Below are 15875 nucleotides of genomic sequence, written 5' to 3'. Positions count from 1 at the left end.
GAGCGGAGCCGAAGCGTCTTGCTCGCGCCATCTGTCATGCAGAGCGCAGCGAAGCATCTTATCACGGCCGAACGACTCGCGCAGCGGCGATAAGATGCTTCCTTCGTCAGCATGACAGACGATTGGGTTTACTGCTGCACGCGAGATGCTTCGCTGCGCCCGGCATGACGTTCTCGTCACTGAAAACGTAACTATTGCACCTCCACGCTGGGCCCATTGGCGGGCACCGGCTCGTCGCGCACGGGCAGCTTCTGCGGGTGGGGCACTAGCTCATCCAGCAGAGCCACACGCAACACGTCATCAACGCGGTCGGCGTAGTGAATGGTGAGGCCTTTGAGGTAGTCTTCCTGGATTTCCTCGATGTCTTTGCGGTTTTTGGGGCAGAGAATAATGTCTTTCATGCCGGCGCGGCGGGCGGCCAGCAGCTTTTCCTTGATGCCGCCCACGGGCAGCACCTTGCCGCGGAGGGTAATTTCGCCGGTCATGGCCATGCGCGGGCGCACGCGGCGCTGCGTGTAGGCCGAGGCCATGCTGGTGAAAATGGCAATGCCCGCGCTGGGGCCGTCCTTGGGTACCGCTCCCTCGGGGAAGTGGATGTGCAGGTCGTACTGCTCAAACAGGCGGTAGTCGATGCCGATTTCATCGGCGCGGCTGCGCAGATAGGAAAGCGCCGTGATAGCCGATTCCTTCATCACGTCGCCCAGTTGCCCGCTCAGCGTGAGCTTGCCCCGGCCGCGGCTCAACAGGCTTTCCACGAAGAGAATATCGCCGCCCACGCTGGTCCAGGCCAGGCCCGTTACCACGCCGGCGGTGTCGTTGTCCTGGTACTGGTCGCGGTCAAAAATGGCAGCCCCAAGGATTTTGCGGATTTCGGCCGGCTCCATCACGGCGGGCACGGGCTCTTTGCCGGCCTTGCGGCGGGCCAGGTTGCGCGTCACGGCCGCGAGCTTGCGTTCCAGGCCGCGCACGCCGCTTTCCCGGGTGTAGTCGTCGGCCACGCGGTGCAAGGCCGCGTCCGTGATTTTTACTTCGGCCTCGCCCAGGCCGTGCTCCTTGAGCTGCTTGGGCCAGAGGTGCTTGCGCGCAATCTGCACTTTCTCCTCCTGGGTGTAGCCGGTCAGGTCGATGATTTCCATGCGGTCGCGCAGGGCGGGCTGAATGGTATCGAGCGAGTTGGCCGTGGCAATGAACAGGACCTTGCTCAGGTCGTACTCCACCTCCAGGTAGTTGTCGGTGAAGGTGGCGTTTTGCTCGGGGTCGAGCACTTCGAGCAGGGCCGAGCTGGGGTCGCCGCGGAAGTCGCTGCTCACCTTGTCAATCTCATCGAGAATGATAACGGGGTTCGAAGCACCGGCTTTCTTAATCTGGGCAATGATGCGGCCAGGCATGGCGCCCACGTAGGTCTTGCGGTGGCCGCGGATTTCGGCTTCGTCGCGCACGCCGCCCAGGCTCATGCGCACGTACTTGCGGCCCATGGCGGCCGCGATGCTGCGGCCCAAAGAGGTTTTGCCCACGCCGGGCGGGCCGTACAGGCACAGTATCGGTGCCTTCAGATCCTGCTTCAGCTTTAGTACGGCGATGTATTCCAAAATCCGCTCCTTTACCTTTTCTAGGCCGAAATGGTCGGCGTCGAGGATTTTCTTGGTTTGCTTGAGGTTGAACTTGTCCTTGGTGTATTCGCCCCAGGGCAGGTCGAGCAGAAACTCCACGTAGTTGATGCTCACCGAATAATCGGGCGCCATGGGGTTGGTGCGGGCCAGCTTGTCCATTTCCTTTTTGAAATGAAGCGCCACCGACTCGGGCCACTTTTTGGTTTCGGCGCGGGCGCGCAGGCGGTGCATGTCCTCGTCGGGGCCTTCCTGGCCCAGCTCATCCTGCAGGGTTTTGAGCTGCTGGCGCAGGAAGTACTCGCGCTGCTGGGCATCGATGCCGGTGTGCGTTTTAGAACGAATGTCCTGCTTGATTTCGAGCAGCTCGGCCTGGCTCAGCAAGGCTTCGAGGAGCTGGCGGGCTTGCTGCTCGGGGTCGGCCAGTTCCAGCAGCTTCTGCTTAGCGGGCAAGTCGAGCTGCACATTCGACGAAAGAAAATGCGTGAGAAACGCCGGCGACTGAATGCCATCGAGCATGGCCCGGGCTTCCATCGGAATTTCCGGCGTGAGCTCCAGCACCTTGGTGGCGGCTTCGCGCAGGGCCTGCAGCAGGCCAAATTCGCCGGGAATTTCGGGGTTCAGGGCCACCTCCGAGAAGTAGCTCACGCGCGCGGTGAGCAGCGGCGTGTAAGTGAGCTGCTCCTCGATAGTGAAGCGCACCTGCCCCTGCAGGATGATGGTAACCTGGCCGTCGGGCTGCTCGAGCAGCTTGAGAATGCGGGCCAGCGTGCCCACAGGGTGCAGCTCGTCGGTGGTGGGCTCGTCGGCGTCGGGACTTTGTTGGGCCACTACGCCCAGGAGCTTATCACCGGCGTAGGCCTTGCGTACCAGCTTGATGCTCTTTTTGCGGGTGACCGTGACGGGCAGCACCACGCCCGGAAACAAGACGGTATTGCGCACCGGCAGCAGCGGCAGCGTGGGCGGAGCGTCGTCGCCGCGCAGCAGGTGGTCGGGGTCGGCCGCCATAATCGCAATGGCTTCGGGTTGGGAATTGGAGTCGCTGAACGCCTGAATAAAGGTGGTCGCGGAGGAAGATGTATCGGAGGGAATAATGGATGCCAGACGCATGGGCGGGGATAAAGCCAAAAGCAGCGGCAGCGGGTGCCACAATGGCAGCCCGCCGCCCGGTAAAGGGGGAAGTACAAGATACGGCTTCCCGACGGTTTAGGTCGTCAAGGGCCGTGCCAGTGGGGCCGCCCCGCCAAAGCGGCGCAATCGGTTGCAGGGTCCGGCTGATTATCAATTTATATAGTGTTAATTTGTTGGCAACTTGCTCAAATCTTTTATTTTAGTACTTTACTAATGTCTTCTTTATTGCGTTGGTGCCGCGTCCTGTTCCTGCTCGCGCTGGGAATGGCGGCCGCGCCGCGTGCCCACGCCCAGCGCCGCGCCGCCAAAGCCATCCCGCCTGCGGCCTCGCCTTCGGCCGATACCACCAGCGGCGGCGCTTCGGCGGCCCCAGCCACGCGCAAGGGCGCTCCGCGAGCCAAGCCGGCCGCTACGGTACGCCCGCCTGCCATTGCGCCGGGCACCTACCGGGTGCGGAGCCTCAGCAGCCGTACCATCCGCAAGCTGCACCTGCGCCCCGATGGCACGCCGGACTTCGTGAACATCAACCGCTACCCGTATTACGAGGATAAAAAGGCGCTGCGGGCCATTACCAAAGCCGAGCGGCGGCACCAGTACCGCCCGGCGCGCGTGCTGCTGGAAGAATACGTGGCCCGCTTCGGCCCCACCAACTTTGCCCGCAACACCGACCTGCTCTGGCACCTGGGCCAGCTGCTGGAGCGCGACAGCCAGATGGTGAAAGCCAAAGCGTATTACCGCCTGGCCCTCAAGCACCACCGCTCCGACATCACCAAAGTGCAGCTCTACTACGACTCGCTGGAGCAGAAAAACCAGGACCTGTACGTGCCCCTGAAAACGTACTACGACCTGGTGGAGTACCGCAAGAACATCAACACGTTTCACCCGCCCAAGGGCGTGTACACGAGCATGGGCGACGCCATCAACGGCAAAGCCCCCGACTACGGGCCGGCGCTGGCCAACAACGATTCGACCATTCTGTTCAGCAGCAAGCGCAAGCGCCACAGCATCACCGGCGTTATCGACGAAGACCTGTATACCTCGCACAAGGAAGGCGTGAGCTGGAGCGACGCCGAGCCGCTGCCCAAACCCATCAACTCGCCCAACAACGAGGGCTCGGCCTGCCTGAGCAAGGACGGCCGCACCATCTTCTTCGCCCGCTGCGAGTGCGCCACCTGCCACGGCAACTGCGACCTGTTTACGGCCACGAAGGGCAAAGACGGTAAGTGGAGCATGCCCAAAAGCCTCGGCACTGCCGTGAACTCGCCGGCCTGGGACTCCCAGCCCACCCTCTCCCAAAACGAGGACACGCTCTACTTCGCTTCCGACCGCCTGGGCGGCTTCGGGCTTTCCGACATCTACTTCACCCACAAGCTGCGCAATGGGCAGTGGAGCCAGGCCGAAAACGCCGGGCCCGTGGTGAACACGCGCGAAAGCGAAGTGAGCCCGTTTTATCACCCGCTCTACCACGTGCTGTACTTCAGCTCGCGCGGGCAGCTGCTCAACTTCGGCGATTTTGACATTTACAAAACCTACCGGGTGGGTGGCCGCTGGCAGGAGCCCAAAAACATAGGCCCCCTGGTAAACGGCAAAGGTTCCGAGTACTACTTTACCATCGACGCCCAAAGCAAAAACCTCTACTACGCCCGCTCCGAAGCTGCGGAAATCAACAACCTCGACCTCTACTCCTTCCCGCTGCCCATGGAGGCCCAGCCCTTGGCCACCACCAAGGTAGAAGGCACGCTACTCGACTCGGTATCTAGCAAGCCGCTGAAGGGCATTGTGAGCATTATCGACACCGACAACGGCATCGAAGTCGCCAGCAAGTTCATCCGGCCCGACGGCACCTTCGACTTTGAGCTGATTGAGGGCTCGCACTACGCCATGCTCATTCAAAGTACCGACTTTTTCAGCGTCGAGAAGCAGTTTGCGCTGAAAGGCGACACGGTGATGACGCTGCTCACCAACAGCATCGACTACAAGCTGCCGCTGATTTTCAAGAACATTGAGTTTCAGCCGGGCAAGTTTGCCATTCTGCCTTCCATGTACGCCACGCTCGACCGCATTGCCATTTTCCTGGTGGACCACCCCACGTTCCGGCTCAACATTGGGGGCCACACCGACACCAGCGGCGACCCCGACGTGAACGAGCGGCTCTCGCAGGACCGCGCCGAGGAAATTCGCCGCTACATCGAGCGCAAAGGCAAGCTCAAGCCCAACCGCATCGAAAGCTTCGGCTACGGTTCCTCAAAGCCCCTGAAGGACGAGATAACCGACGCCGACGCCAAGGTGAACCGCCGGGTTGAGTTCCGTCTGCTCAAGCCCGAAGGCGACAAGCCCGCCGATGGCGGCGGGGAGTGGAAATAGGCGCCTACTCAAACTCCCACCACGCCTCGCGGCGGGCGGGCTCACCCAGGGTGTACGGCTCCCCAATGCGGGGCACCGTCACGGGCAGGCCCAGGGCATCAGCGGCGGGCAGCAGGCGCTTGATGGGTTCGTTCCAGGGGTGGTAGGCCAGCATAAATTTGGCCCAATGCACGGGAAACAGCATCTTGGCCTGCAAATCGACGGCAGCCTGGGCCGTTTCTTCGGGCAGGGTATGAATGGCCTGCCAGCTGGGATTGTACTGCCCGTTTTCGAGCAGGGCGAGGTCGAAGGGCCCGTACTGCTCGCCGATGGCCTTGAAATGGCGGTTGTAGCCGCTGTCGCCGCCTAAGTAGAGCCGATAGCCCGGCAGCTGCAGCACATAGGCGGCCCACAGCGTGCGCTGGGGCCGCAAGCTGCGGCCCGACATGTGCTGCGCGGGCACGGCCGTTAGCTGCACCTGGTCGGTTACGGTGGTGGTTTGGTGCCAGTTCAGCTCGGTAATGAGGTTCTGGGGCCAGCCCCAGTGCTGGAGGTGGGCGCCTACGCCCAGGCTCGTCACGACGTGCTTCACCTTGCCGCGGAGGCGTACCAGCGTCTGGTAGTCGAGGTGGTCGTAGTGGTCGTGGGTGAGCACCAGCACGTCAATCGGGGGCAAGTGGTCCACGTTGTAGCCATTGGCCCCGGCAAAGGCCTGCACCGACCGCGGAATGGGCGAGGCATTGCCGCTAAACACCGGGTCAACTAGAATATTCAGCTCCCGCAGCTTTATCAGGTACGACGAGTGGCCAAACCAAATGATGGTGGGCCGCGCGTAGCTGGTCGAGGTCAAGTCCGTTTGCACGGCGGGCACGGCCCGCGATGGCTTCACCGATTTGGGCTTGTTGAGAAAGTCGCGCAGCATTTTGCCCATGGGCGCGTCGCTCACACGGAACTCCACACCGTCGAGATTTCGGAATTTGCCATCCCGGAAATTGGGCAGCTTCGCAAAGGCTTGCAGCTGTTCAGCCGATGGATTTTTGCCCAGAATTTTCATACAATTGTCGTTGCGCAAAAGGATTGAGTTGGCCGCGCACCAGCCGCGGCCCTGCCAGACGTTTTTCGGCCGTCGATATTTCAACCACCGAAAATTGAGCTGGCTATTCCACCGCCAGCACCCGTACCGGCTTGCCGTTGAACACCACTTCCTGCCCCGCCCGCAGGCCCTTGAGCGCCACCGCCACCGGCGCCGCGCCCGACACCGCAAAATACTCCTCCCCTTCCACCGCCAGCTTGCCGGCGCTAATGCCAATGTAGAAACGGCCCAGATTGGTGGTTACCAGCGCGCCGGGGCGCACGGCGTCGCAAGCCGCATCGGGGCTGATGCGAGCCAGCTCAACTTGTAGTTGCTGGGCTTGCTGCATGTGCGCAGCGTTGCGGTCACGCTCGGCGTTGGCCATTTCGCGGCCGGTTTCATACTTGTCGCCGGCGCTGCTCTTGGTTTCGGAGCTTGAGGATTCCTGGGCTGCCTGCATGGCAGTGCGCGCCGCGTCGATGCGTTCCTGGATAAAGGCCTGGCAGGCGGCGTGGAGTTGGGGTTTGGTCATCTCGTTTCGGCTTTCCATACTATTTGCGGATTGGCTTTCATCTGCCAATTCGCTAATAAGCCCCCTAATTTGTTGATGGCAGCCGCTTCAGAGGCTATCGAGAATTCAAGATGCGCGGCTCCCTCTTCGTTGTTGTCCGCTATTATTTTCAGTGTCGTATCACCTACTGGGCTAGCGCAATATGCTTTTATAAGCAAATAGTCAAAAGAAGATGGATGTCCGACTTGGCCAACTTCAAAACTAACGGTATCTGTAGGGCTTTGGGGAAACCTCATTAATGCTTTGCCAAAAGCTGCAAATGTGTCGACATCGCCATAAAAATGGGCATGCGCTTTTACGTCTGGCCGAATAACGTTTATATCAAATAAACAGTCGTCGTCATAGTCTATGCTAACGGAAAACACGATTTTACTTCTCTTCATTGCTGGCCGCTGAACTGCGAGGGAGTTTACTAAAGGCATGAAGCGCCTTTGCCTGCCACCGCAGATATTCCAATACCGCTTGTTTTTCAGTTACGGTCATTGTTTGCCAACGGGCAAAGTCTTCCGCATCCTGGTCGTGGTGTAGTAGTACTTTGTGAGTAACGGTTCTATCAAGGCGGAGCATGGCTAAAGTTATGGATTTCTACCCTGCTGCGATTATCCCTTCCGCCACCTTCCGGTCATTGCCCAACCTGGGTACCTTGTTCTGCCCACCGAGCCGGCCCAGGCTTTTCATATACCGCTGAAACGCTCCTGCTGGCAACGGCGTTAGTTGCAGCGGCACCAGAATATTCCCTTTCCGCAAGTCGTCATAATACGAGTTGCGGCGGCGCAACGAAGTATCTAAAGCAGCGGCGAAAGCAGCCGCATCCTGTGGTGGGCGGGCAAACTCAACCAGCCACTCGTGCCGCGAGGGCGTGGCCGGGTCGTCGCTCACCAGCGGCGCCACGGTGAATTCGATGACCTCTACTTCTGGAAATTGAACCATGGTTTCGCGCAGCGTCTGCTCCACTTCCTCCCCTATCACATGCTCGCCGAAGGCCGAGAGAAAGTGCTTGATGCGGCCCGTAACCACCACACGGTGCGGGCGCAAACTCACGAAGCGCACCGTGTCGCCAAGAGAGTAGCCCCACAGGCCGGCATTGGAGGTCAGAACGACGGCATAGTTACGGTCCAGCTCCACATCGGCGATGGTGAGGCGGGGGGCGTTGGGCTCGAAGAACCGCTCGGCGGGGACGAACTCAAAGAAAATGCCGCTGTTGAGCAGCAACAGCAGCCCCGGGTTGCCGGGCTCGTCTTGGAAGGCCAGGAAGCCCTCGGAAGCCGGAAATAGCTCAATACTGTCCACGGGCCGGCCGATACTTTCGAAGAGCTTGGCGCGGTAGGGCTCAAAGTTGACGCCGCCGTAGACGAACAGGTTGAAGTCGGGGAAGATGTCCTTGATGGGCCGGCCGGTGCGGGCCGTGAGGCGGTCGAAGTACATTTGCACCCAGGGCGGGATGCCCGAAATCAGGGTCATTGGCTGGCCCAGGGTTTCGTCCACGATGCGCTCGAGCTTGGTTTCCCAGTCTTCGATGATGTTGGTGGCGTAGCTGGGCAGCTGGTTGCGGCGCAGGTAGGCCGGCACGTGGTGGTTGGCAATGCCCGAGAGGCGGCCGGTATGGATGCCGTGGTGCAGCTCCAGCTCCGGCGAGCCCGACAGGAATATCAGCTTGCCGTCGAGAAACTGGCTGCGACCGGTGCGGTGGATATAGTAGAGCAGCGCGTCGCGGGCGCCGTCGATGTGGTTGGCGATGCTGGCGTGAGTGATGGGGATGTACTTGGTGCCGGAAGTGGTGCCACTGGTTTTGGCCAGGTACAGCGGCCGGCCGGGCCAGAGCACGTCGGCCTCGCCGGCCTGGGTGCGGTCAAACCAGGGCTTGAGGCCCTCGTAGTCGCGCACGGGTACTTGCTTAATAAAGTCAGCATGACTCGAGAAGGCCGCTACCTCGTGGGCCCGGGCAAAGGCAGTAAAGCCGGCGGTTTCAGCCGTCAGCTTCTCCAGCAGCCGCAGCTGCGCGCCCACGGGGTCTTGCTGCCGGCGCTGGTCGCGGTGCAATACGTAGGCAGCCAGGGGGCGGCTCAAAACGGCTTTGATACCCATTAGCTCGGAAAAAAACGCTGTTGGTGGGCGGCGAAGATACGTTGGCCGAGGAAGCGGCCGGGCCGGCAAACCAAATCGGTTGGTTCGCGTTGTCTATGCTCATCACAATTTTCAACGACCAATTTCCTTTTACTACAATGATTAACCAACGTGGCAACGCTGTCTGGAACGGCGACATCAAAGGCAGCGGCACCATTTCCACCCAGAGCGGCGTCATCAACGCTCCCTATTCCACAAGTGCCCGCTTTGAGGGCCAGAAAGGCACCAATCCCGAAGAACTCATCGGAGCCGCCCACGCCGGCTGCTACACCATGTTCCTCAACAGCATCCTGAGCAAAGACGGCAAAACCGTTGAGCAGCTCACCACCGAGTCGAAGGTGACGCTCGACCTGAGCACCGGCGCGCCGGTAATCACCAAAATCCACGTGACTACCAGCGGTAAAGTAGCCGGTTTGTCGGCCGACGAGTTTAAGGAATACGCCGAAAACGCCAAAGCCAACTGCCCGGTTTCCAAGGCCTTGGGCTCGGTAGGCGAAATGACCCTGGAAGCCAATCTGGCCAGCTAATTTACTTTGCTGCTTGCCTCCGAAGGCCGTTTCAGTACTGAAACGGCCTTTTTTTTTGGCTGAAACCGGTTGCTCTCCGATTGGTTCCTAAATTTGTCCCATGCCCACTGGTACCACTCGCATTCGCCTTCGCCCCGCCAACACTTCCCGCATCCCTTTTTGGGGCCAACTCGCCATCGGCGGCTTTTGGCTGGCCTACGTGGTGTTCTCGATGTGGGACAACAGCGGCATCAACGACTACCACTTCCTGCACTGGGTGTTCCTGGTGTTCACGTTTGTGTACATTGGCTACGTGCTGGTGCACAACGCGCCCATTTTCGGCACCCAGAGCTACCTGGAGTTTGCGCCAGGCTACTTGGTGCACAAAAACGGCCTTTTCCGCCCCAAGCAGGTATTTGCCGCCGAAAAAATTGCCGCGCTCGAGCTGCGCCCCATGATGCTGCGCGTGCAGCAGAAAGACGGCGAGGTATACGCCCTAAACCTGCGCGAAGTAAAAGGCAAAACGCGCAAGCAGCGCTTCCGCGAACAGGTACGGCAGTTTGCCAACCAGCACAACGTGCAGCTGGTGGAAAGCAACCCCACGGCCACGGCCTAAGCCGGGAGCGCGCTACTTCGCGAACTTCTTCCGCAGCTCTTCGACCTGCTCGCGGAATTTCTTGTCCGAATCCACCAAATCCGACACCGTCTGCACCGAGTGCATCACGGTGGTATGGTCGCGCCCGCCGAAGTGGAAGCCAATGGTTTTCAGCGTGTGGGCCGTGTGGTGCTTGGCAAAATACATGGCCACCTGCCGGGCCGTCACCACTTCCTTTTTGCGGGTTTTGTCCTTCAGCAGCTCCACCGAGATGTTGAAATACGCGGCCACGGTCTTCTGGATGAAGTCCAGGTTGACCTCGGCCTCCACTTCCTCGATGATGTGGCGCAGGGCCTGCTTCACCATTTCCAGGTCGATGTCGCGGCGGCTCAGGCTGCTCTGGGCCACCAGCGAGGCAATCACGCCTTCCAGCTCGCGCACGTTGGTGTGCACCGAGTTGGCCAGGTAGTCCACCACGTGGTCCGGCGGAATGTCGATGCCGTCCTGCTCCATCTTGTTGCGGATGATGGCCACCCGCGTCTCGAAGTCGGGGCTTTGCACGTCGGCCGTCAGGCCCCACTTAAAGCGGTTCAGCAACCGGTCTTCCAAGCCTTGCAGGTCCTTGGGGGGCCGGTCGGAGGTCATCACAATCTGCTTGCCGGACTGGTGCAAGTGATTGAAGATGTGGAAGAACATCTCCTGCGTCTTGCCCTTGTTGGCCAGGAACTGCACGTCGTCCAGAATCAGGGCATCTACCTGCAGGTAGAAGTTGGCAAAGTCCTGCACCTGCGCGCGCTGCACGCTGTCGATGAACTGGTTCGTGAACTTCTCGGCCGACACGTACAGCACAAACCGCTCGGGGGCCGTGGCCTTGATGTGGTTTCCGATGGCCTGCACCAGGTGCGTTTTGCCCAGGCCCACGCCGCCGTACACCATCAGGGGGTTGAAGCTGGTGGTGCCGGGCTTGTTGGCCACCGCGAGGCCGGCCGAGCGGGCCAGGCGGTTGCAGTCGCCCTCGATGTAATTGTCGAACGTGTACGAACCGTTGAGCTGCGACGGCACGAGGTTGCCGTCCATGGGCCGGGCCGTGTCGAAGGGGTTGCGCGGCGGGGCCAGCGTATCGGCCGACTGGTTGTTGATGCCAAAGTTGCCGCGCGGCGTGGTGCGCACCGCCGCCGAATTGACGTAGCGCGCCGAGGCCGCCCGGCCGCTGCCCGCCAGGGGGTTGCCCACGTTGCTCTGCATGGGCTGGGGCGCATCGCGCGGGTCGGGCGCCGAGGTTTTGCGGGAGGGCGGCAGGTGCAGGGAGCGCGGCGGCGTCTGCTCGTTGCCCTGGTCCACCACCACGCTGTATTCGAGGCGGCCATCGGGGCCCAGCTCTTGGAACAGCGCCCGGCGCAGCTCGTCCACGTAGTGCTCCTCCAGCCAGTCGTAGAAATAGGCGCTCGGCACCTGAATGGTGAGCACGTTGCCCTTCAGCTCCACCGGCGCGATGGGCTGAAACCAAGTCTTAAAGCTCTGCTCCCCGATTTCCGCCGAGATGCTGCGCAAACAGCCAGCCCAAACCGTACGAAAATCTTTGAGCATGAGAGCAGTTAGACAATAGCCGGGTGCGGGCCGGAAGCGAAAAAAGTGATAAAAGCAGCCACCTCGCAGCAGCCAGTTTTTCTTAGGGGGGGACAAAATTGTGGAAAACTCTGCACTTAAAAAAGCCCGGAGTCCCTTGTTTATGTCGTGCTTTTAACAGGCTGCCCGAACCGGCACGACGGAGGCACTGGCTAAGCCGGCACGCTTGGTTTTATGGGAAAATTCATAATCCAATCTGCCCAGGTTTATACCCGACCAGCCTACTTGGTTAATCAGCGTCGAGCGGCCATCGGGGCTGGCGATGGGTTCGGGCGCGTCCATGAAGGTGTGGGTGTGGCCGCCCAGTATCAGGTCGATGCCCGACACCTGCGCCGCTAGCTTGCAGTCGTCGAGCTTGGCGCTCTCGTACTTGTAGCCTAGGTGCGACAGGCAGATGACCAGGTCGCACTTCTCGGGGCCGCGCAGCTGGGTCACCATTTCCCTGGCTTTGGCTACGGGGTCGAGGTACACGGTGCCGCCAAAGTTCTTGTCGCTCACCAACCCGGCCAGCTCAATGCCCAGGCCAAACACGCCAATGCGGATGCCCTGCTTCTCAAACACCTTATAGGGGGCAAAGCGCCCGGCCAGGGGCGTTTTGGAGAAGTCGTAATTGGCAATCAGGAACGGGAAGGTGGCATTGGGCAGCTGGCGCTGCAAGCCCTCGAGGCCGTTGTCGAAGTCGTGGTTACCCAGGGTGCTGGCGTCGTAATTCATCTGGCTCATGAGCTTGTATTCCAGCTCCCCGCCAAAGAAATTGAAGTACGGCGTGCCCTGGAAGATGTCGCCCGAATCGAGCAGCAGCACGTTGGGTTCTTTGCTGCGAATGTCTTTGATGAGGGCCGCGCGCCGCGCCATACCGCCCAGCCCGGCCCACTGCCCGCCGTTGTCGGGGAAGGGCTCGATGCGCGAGTGCATGTCGTTGGTGTGCAGGATGGTGAGCTTTACCGGGGCCTTGGCATTCACAGCGGCTTCGGCCGAATTGGCCAGGCCGCCGAGCACGGTGAGGCCAGCGGTGCCGAGCAAGGATTGACGAAGAAAATCGCGGCGAGTAGTCATCGGAATAGAGAATATTTGGGGCCTGGCTGGTTACTGTTTCACGCGGCCTTCTACCTTGGCCGTCACGGGTTGGCCGGCTTTGGTGAGGGCGCGGATGTGGTCGGCTATGGCGGTGCGGAGCAGGATGTTGGTGTGGCGGGGCGTCAGGGTTTTGAAAAACACCATGTTGTCGCCACCCGTGGCCAGGTAGTCGGAAATGGCAATGGGCCAAGTTTTGTCCTGATTTGGGTCAAAGGGCTGGCCACCGATGCGGATGTCCTTGGGCAAGCCGTCGAAGGTGATGGCGTAGGTAGCCCCCGATACGGCCATTTTGCTGTGGGCGGCATACTCAAAAAGCTGCTGCACCACCGGGCCGGGCGCATCCAGCACCACCAGCTCGTTCTCAAATGGCATGAGCTCAAACACCGAGCCCAGGGTGATGGGGCCGGCCGCGAAGCCCGCGCGCAAGCCGCCGTTGGTCATCACGCCCAGCGGAATGGGCTGGTCTAGGGCCTGGCTGGCGCGGGCACGCTGCAGGTCGGCCACGAAATTGGCCAGCGGCGACTCGCCGGGCATTTTGACCAAAGCCTCCGGCGCATTGCCGATTACCTCCTGCATCTGGCTCGTCACTCGGTCGTGGTACGGGGCAATGAGCGCGGCCACAGCCGGGTCTTCCGCCTGGGTTTTGCCCACCACTTGGCTCGTGACGGGGGCAAAGTGGGCCGTGGGCGCGTAGGCCGCGCGCTGGCAGCCAGCAGCCAAGGCGAGCGCCAGCACAGGAAACAGGGGAATACCTAAACGACGTAGGAGCATCAGAAAACGAAAATGGATAAAACAGCGACAGTGAGTGCCAGCCCAAAGAGCCGGCAATCGGCCTACTGGATTAGGTCAAGGCTAATCAAGCAGTAAAGGTGCAAAATAGTACTAGTGGCATCGATGGCTTTGCTAAAACCACTCGCCTTTTGTGCCCACCCCAGCGCCGAAAATCTATGGCTGCTAACGGCAGGTGGGCTCAGGCCGAAACCTAATAGCTATTCAAGTCCCGAGGCTTGTAGCTGCAAATTGTCATCGAAAACAAACACAGTAGTGCGAAGGCAGCAGGTAGATTTCTGTTCATTCCAGAGAAGTGGTTGGGATAGGGATTAATTAAGAAGCCGGTAGGGCCAAAGAATGCCAGGCAAAGCTACGGCGCTGGTATGCGCTACCGCCGCTAAGCTCAACATTTAAATAGTGGGCTGAAGCATGCAGCGCCGGGCAAAACAGAGCCGGGGTACCGCCGTATTTTCTTCCAAAGCCCGAGCCAGCAGCCGGGACGCTTGCGCTACTTGCGGCAACGGCAAGCAGGGCACCCCGTACCCTTTCGAGCTCGGCACTGGACGCTTTGAGGCCCGCGCGGTATCTTTCGCCCTGTTTTGGATGGTTGCCCGTATTCTCCAGGTGCCGCTGTGCTGTTAGCAGAAAAAGCCTCTAAAATTTATGTCTGATACCCCCGTGGCCACGCCCGTTTCTTTTGCTGAATTCCCGGCCGTGACAACAGCGGAGTGGCAAGCCCGCCTGACCCGCGACCTCAAAGGCCAGGACCCGGCCACCCTGCGCTGGCCCCTGCCCGACGGCTTCAGCGTGGAGTCCTTTTACCACCGCGAAGCCTGGGCAGCCCTGGGGGGCCCGCCCGCTCCCCTGGCCCACCCGCAAGCGCCCTGGCTCAACGTGCCCGCCATTACGGTGCCGGCTGGCGAGGGCCGGGCCCAAATTGAGCAGGCTGTAGCTGCGCTTGCCAAAGGCGCCGATGGCATTCATTTCATCCTCACGGATGCGCCGGCCTTTGCCGTGCACTACCTGGCCGAGCAGCTCCCGCTGGCGCACACCTACATTGGCTACACCGTGGCCACAGGCCCCGACGAGCTGTTGCGCCAGCTGGTGGAAGCGGCGCCTGGCACGGCGCTGCGGGGCTTCCTGCGCTTCTCGCCTGTGGCCGTGCCCGAAGGCGCCGAGCTATCCGACTACCGCAGGGCCCTGCGCCGCTGCGTGAGCCTGACCACGGGCATGCCCGATTTCCCCACGCTGGCCGTAAACGGCGCTTTTTTCGGCAACCGAGGCGCGACGGCCACCCAGCAAATTGCCTTCAGCCTGAACACGGCCGCCGCCTTGCTGGCCGAGTTGCCCAACGCCGAAATCAGCCCAACTCAGGTAGCGGCTGCGATGCATCTGCACGTGGCTATCGGCCCCAGCTATTTCCCCGAAATAGCCAAGCTGCGGGCGCTGCGCCGGCTCTGGGCCACGCTGCTGCACGCCTACGGCCTGCCGGCCGCGCTCAACCAGCGCCTGCGCATTCACGCTCACACCGCCACCTGGACGCAAACCACCCTCGACCCGCACACCAACCTGCTGCGCCACACCACCGAGGCCATGAGCGCCGTGCTGGGCGGGGCCGATACGTTGTCGGTGGCCCCATTCGACAGCCTTTTTGCGGAGCCCAATGACTTTTCGGGCCGCTTGGCGCGCAACCTGTCGGTGCTGCTGCGCGAAGAGTCGGGCCTGGGCCAGGTGCAGGACCCCGCTGCCGGCTCCTACTTTATTGAAACTCTGACCGACCAGCTCGCTCGCGAGGCCTGGGTGCTGTTTCAGCGCATGGAGGCGGCCGGTGGGCTGCCGCAGGTGCGGAGCCAGATGTTGGAAGAAATCAAGGAAGCAGCCACCGAAACCTTCCGGCGCATTGCGAGCGGGCAGCAGGTGGTGGTGGGCACCAACCGCTTCCAGCAGCGCGGGGAGCGGTTCAGCTTCCACCCCAAAAAGCTGCTGCGCTCGGCGGCCTTCGACGTGACGCGGGCCACCTACCCTACCGAGGTGCTGCGCCTGGCCACGGCCCTGCACTTTGAGCGCCGGGAGAAGAAGAGCAAGCGAGCGGCCGTGGTACTGCTGGGCAGCAACACCAATCAGGTTATCCTGGAATCGTTTCTGAACATGCTGCTGCCCCACGAGCGGCCCGAAATAGCGGTGAGCCACCCGCCGGGCACGCTGTCGCTGCTGTATTCATCGCCCGAAGAAGCCACGCTGATGTACGCCACCCCCGAGCAATTTCAGCAATTTGCCCGCTTCATCTACCAGATTCCCAGCGAGAAGCAGGTGTTCATCCCGCCCACGCTGCTCAGCTCCGACATGCCCACGCTGCAGGAAGCCGTGCGGGTGTTTGGCTTCCAGGAAATGAAGGTGCAGGGCTACACCACCGAGCAAGTGCTCGACCGCCTGCAAGGCCGCTAGGCAAGGT

The 15875-nt window shown here is 61.1% G+C and carries 13 protein-coding genes; 4 read left to right on the top strand and 9 right to left on the bottom strand.

Annotated features, from left to right (window positions below; all coding sequences use genetic code 11):
* Window positions 1-191: 191 nt before the first annotated feature.
* Entirely contained in the window at window positions 192-2717 is a 2526-nt protein-coding gene (lon, locus tag AUC43_RS10250) for an endopeptidase La (protein WP_068192723.1), read from the bottom strand.
* A 234-nt stretch (window positions 2718-2951) separates the two neighbouring features.
* On the opposite strand from lon, the gene AUC43_RS10245 reads away from it, so the two are divergent.
* Window positions 2952-5102, top strand: a complete 2151-nt coding sequence (locus tag AUC43_RS10245; protein WP_233253982.1) for an OmpA family protein — start codon at window positions 2952-2954, stop codon at window positions 5100-5102.
* Window positions 5103-5106: 4 nt separating this feature from the next.
* On the opposite strand, the gene AUC43_RS10240 is transcribed toward AUC43_RS10245, so the two are convergent.
* From AUC43_RS10240 to AUC43_RS10225, 5 genes are all read right to left on the bottom strand, one after another.
* Entirely contained in the window at window positions 5107-6135 is a 1029-nt protein-coding gene (locus AUC43_RS10240; protein WP_068192720.1) for an MBL fold metallo-hydrolase, read from the bottom strand.
* A 103-nt stretch (window positions 6136-6238) separates the two neighbouring features.
* On the bottom strand, window positions 6239-6703 hold the full coding sequence (locus AUC43_RS10235) for a 3-oxoacyl-ACP synthase (protein ID WP_068192716.1): 465 nt from the start codon (window positions 6701-6703) through the stop codon (window positions 6239-6241).
* A complete protein-coding gene (locus tag AUC43_RS20950) occupies window positions 6682-7107 on the bottom strand; it encodes a hypothetical protein (RefSeq protein ID WP_157781028.1) in 426 nt (141 codons plus the stop codon). The genes AUC43_RS10235 and AUC43_RS20950 overlap by 22 nt, the downstream gene beginning before the upstream one ends.
* Entirely contained in the window at window positions 7094-7291 is a 198-nt protein-coding gene (locus AUC43_RS10230) for a hypothetical protein (RefSeq protein WP_068192713.1), read from the bottom strand. The genes AUC43_RS20950 and AUC43_RS10230 overlap by 14 nt, the downstream gene beginning before the upstream one ends.
* Before the next feature lie 18 nt (window positions 7292-7309).
* Window positions 7310-8809, bottom strand: a complete 1500-nt coding sequence (locus AUC43_RS10225; protein WP_068192710.1) for a GH3 family acyl-acid amido synthetase — start codon at window positions 8807-8809, stop codon at window positions 7310-7312.
* A 137-nt stretch (window positions 8810-8946) separates the two neighbouring features.
* Between AUC43_RS10225 and AUC43_RS10220 the strand changes: the two genes are divergently transcribed.
* Both AUC43_RS10220 and AUC43_RS10215 read left to right on the top strand, forming a co-directional pair.
* The gene (locus tag AUC43_RS10220) at window positions 8947-9375 is read left to right on the top strand and encodes an OsmC family protein (protein ID WP_068198472.1); all 429 of its coding nucleotides are present in this window, start codon (window positions 8947-8949) and stop codon (window positions 9373-9375) included.
* A gap of 100 nt (window positions 9376-9475) precedes the next feature.
* Entirely contained in the window at window positions 9476-9970 is a 495-nt protein-coding gene (locus AUC43_RS10215; RefSeq protein WP_068192706.1) for a hypothetical protein, read from the top strand.
* A gap of 12 nt (window positions 9971-9982) precedes the next feature.
* On the opposite strand, the gene dnaA is transcribed toward AUC43_RS10215, so the two are convergent.
* The 3 genes from dnaA to AUC43_RS10200 form a co-directional block, all read right to left on the bottom strand.
* On the bottom strand, window positions 9983-11536 hold the full coding sequence (gene dnaA / locus AUC43_RS10210; protein WP_068192704.1) for a chromosomal replication initiator protein DnaA: 1554 nt from the start codon (window positions 11534-11536) through the stop codon (window positions 9983-9985).
* A gap of 153 nt (window positions 11537-11689) precedes the next feature.
* On the bottom strand, window positions 11690-12631 hold the full coding sequence (locus AUC43_RS10205) for a bifunctional metallophosphatase/5'-nucleotidase (RefSeq protein ID WP_068192700.1): 942 nt from the start codon (window positions 12629-12631) through the stop codon (window positions 11690-11692).
* 30 nt (window positions 12632-12661) lie between these two features.
* Window positions 12662-13423, bottom strand: coding sequence for a 5'-nucleotidase C-terminal domain-containing protein (locus tag AUC43_RS10200; protein ID WP_082685028.1), 762 nt, complete (start codon window positions 13421-13423; stop codon window positions 12662-12664).
* Between the two features lie 663 nt (window positions 13424-14086).
* Between AUC43_RS10200 and AUC43_RS10195 the strand changes: the two genes are divergently transcribed.
* Entirely contained in the window at window positions 14087-15868 is a 1782-nt protein-coding gene (locus tag AUC43_RS10195) for a methylmalonyl-CoA mutase family protein (protein ID WP_068192692.1), read from the top strand.
* Window positions 15869-15875: the final 7 nt, after the last annotated feature.

Source organism: Hymenobacter sedentarius, assembly GCF_001507645.1.
Lineage (GTDB): Bacteria > Bacteroidota > Bacteroidia > Cytophagales > Hymenobacteraceae > Hymenobacter > Hymenobacter sedentarius.
This window is presented reverse-complemented; position numbering and strand designations above follow the sequence as displayed.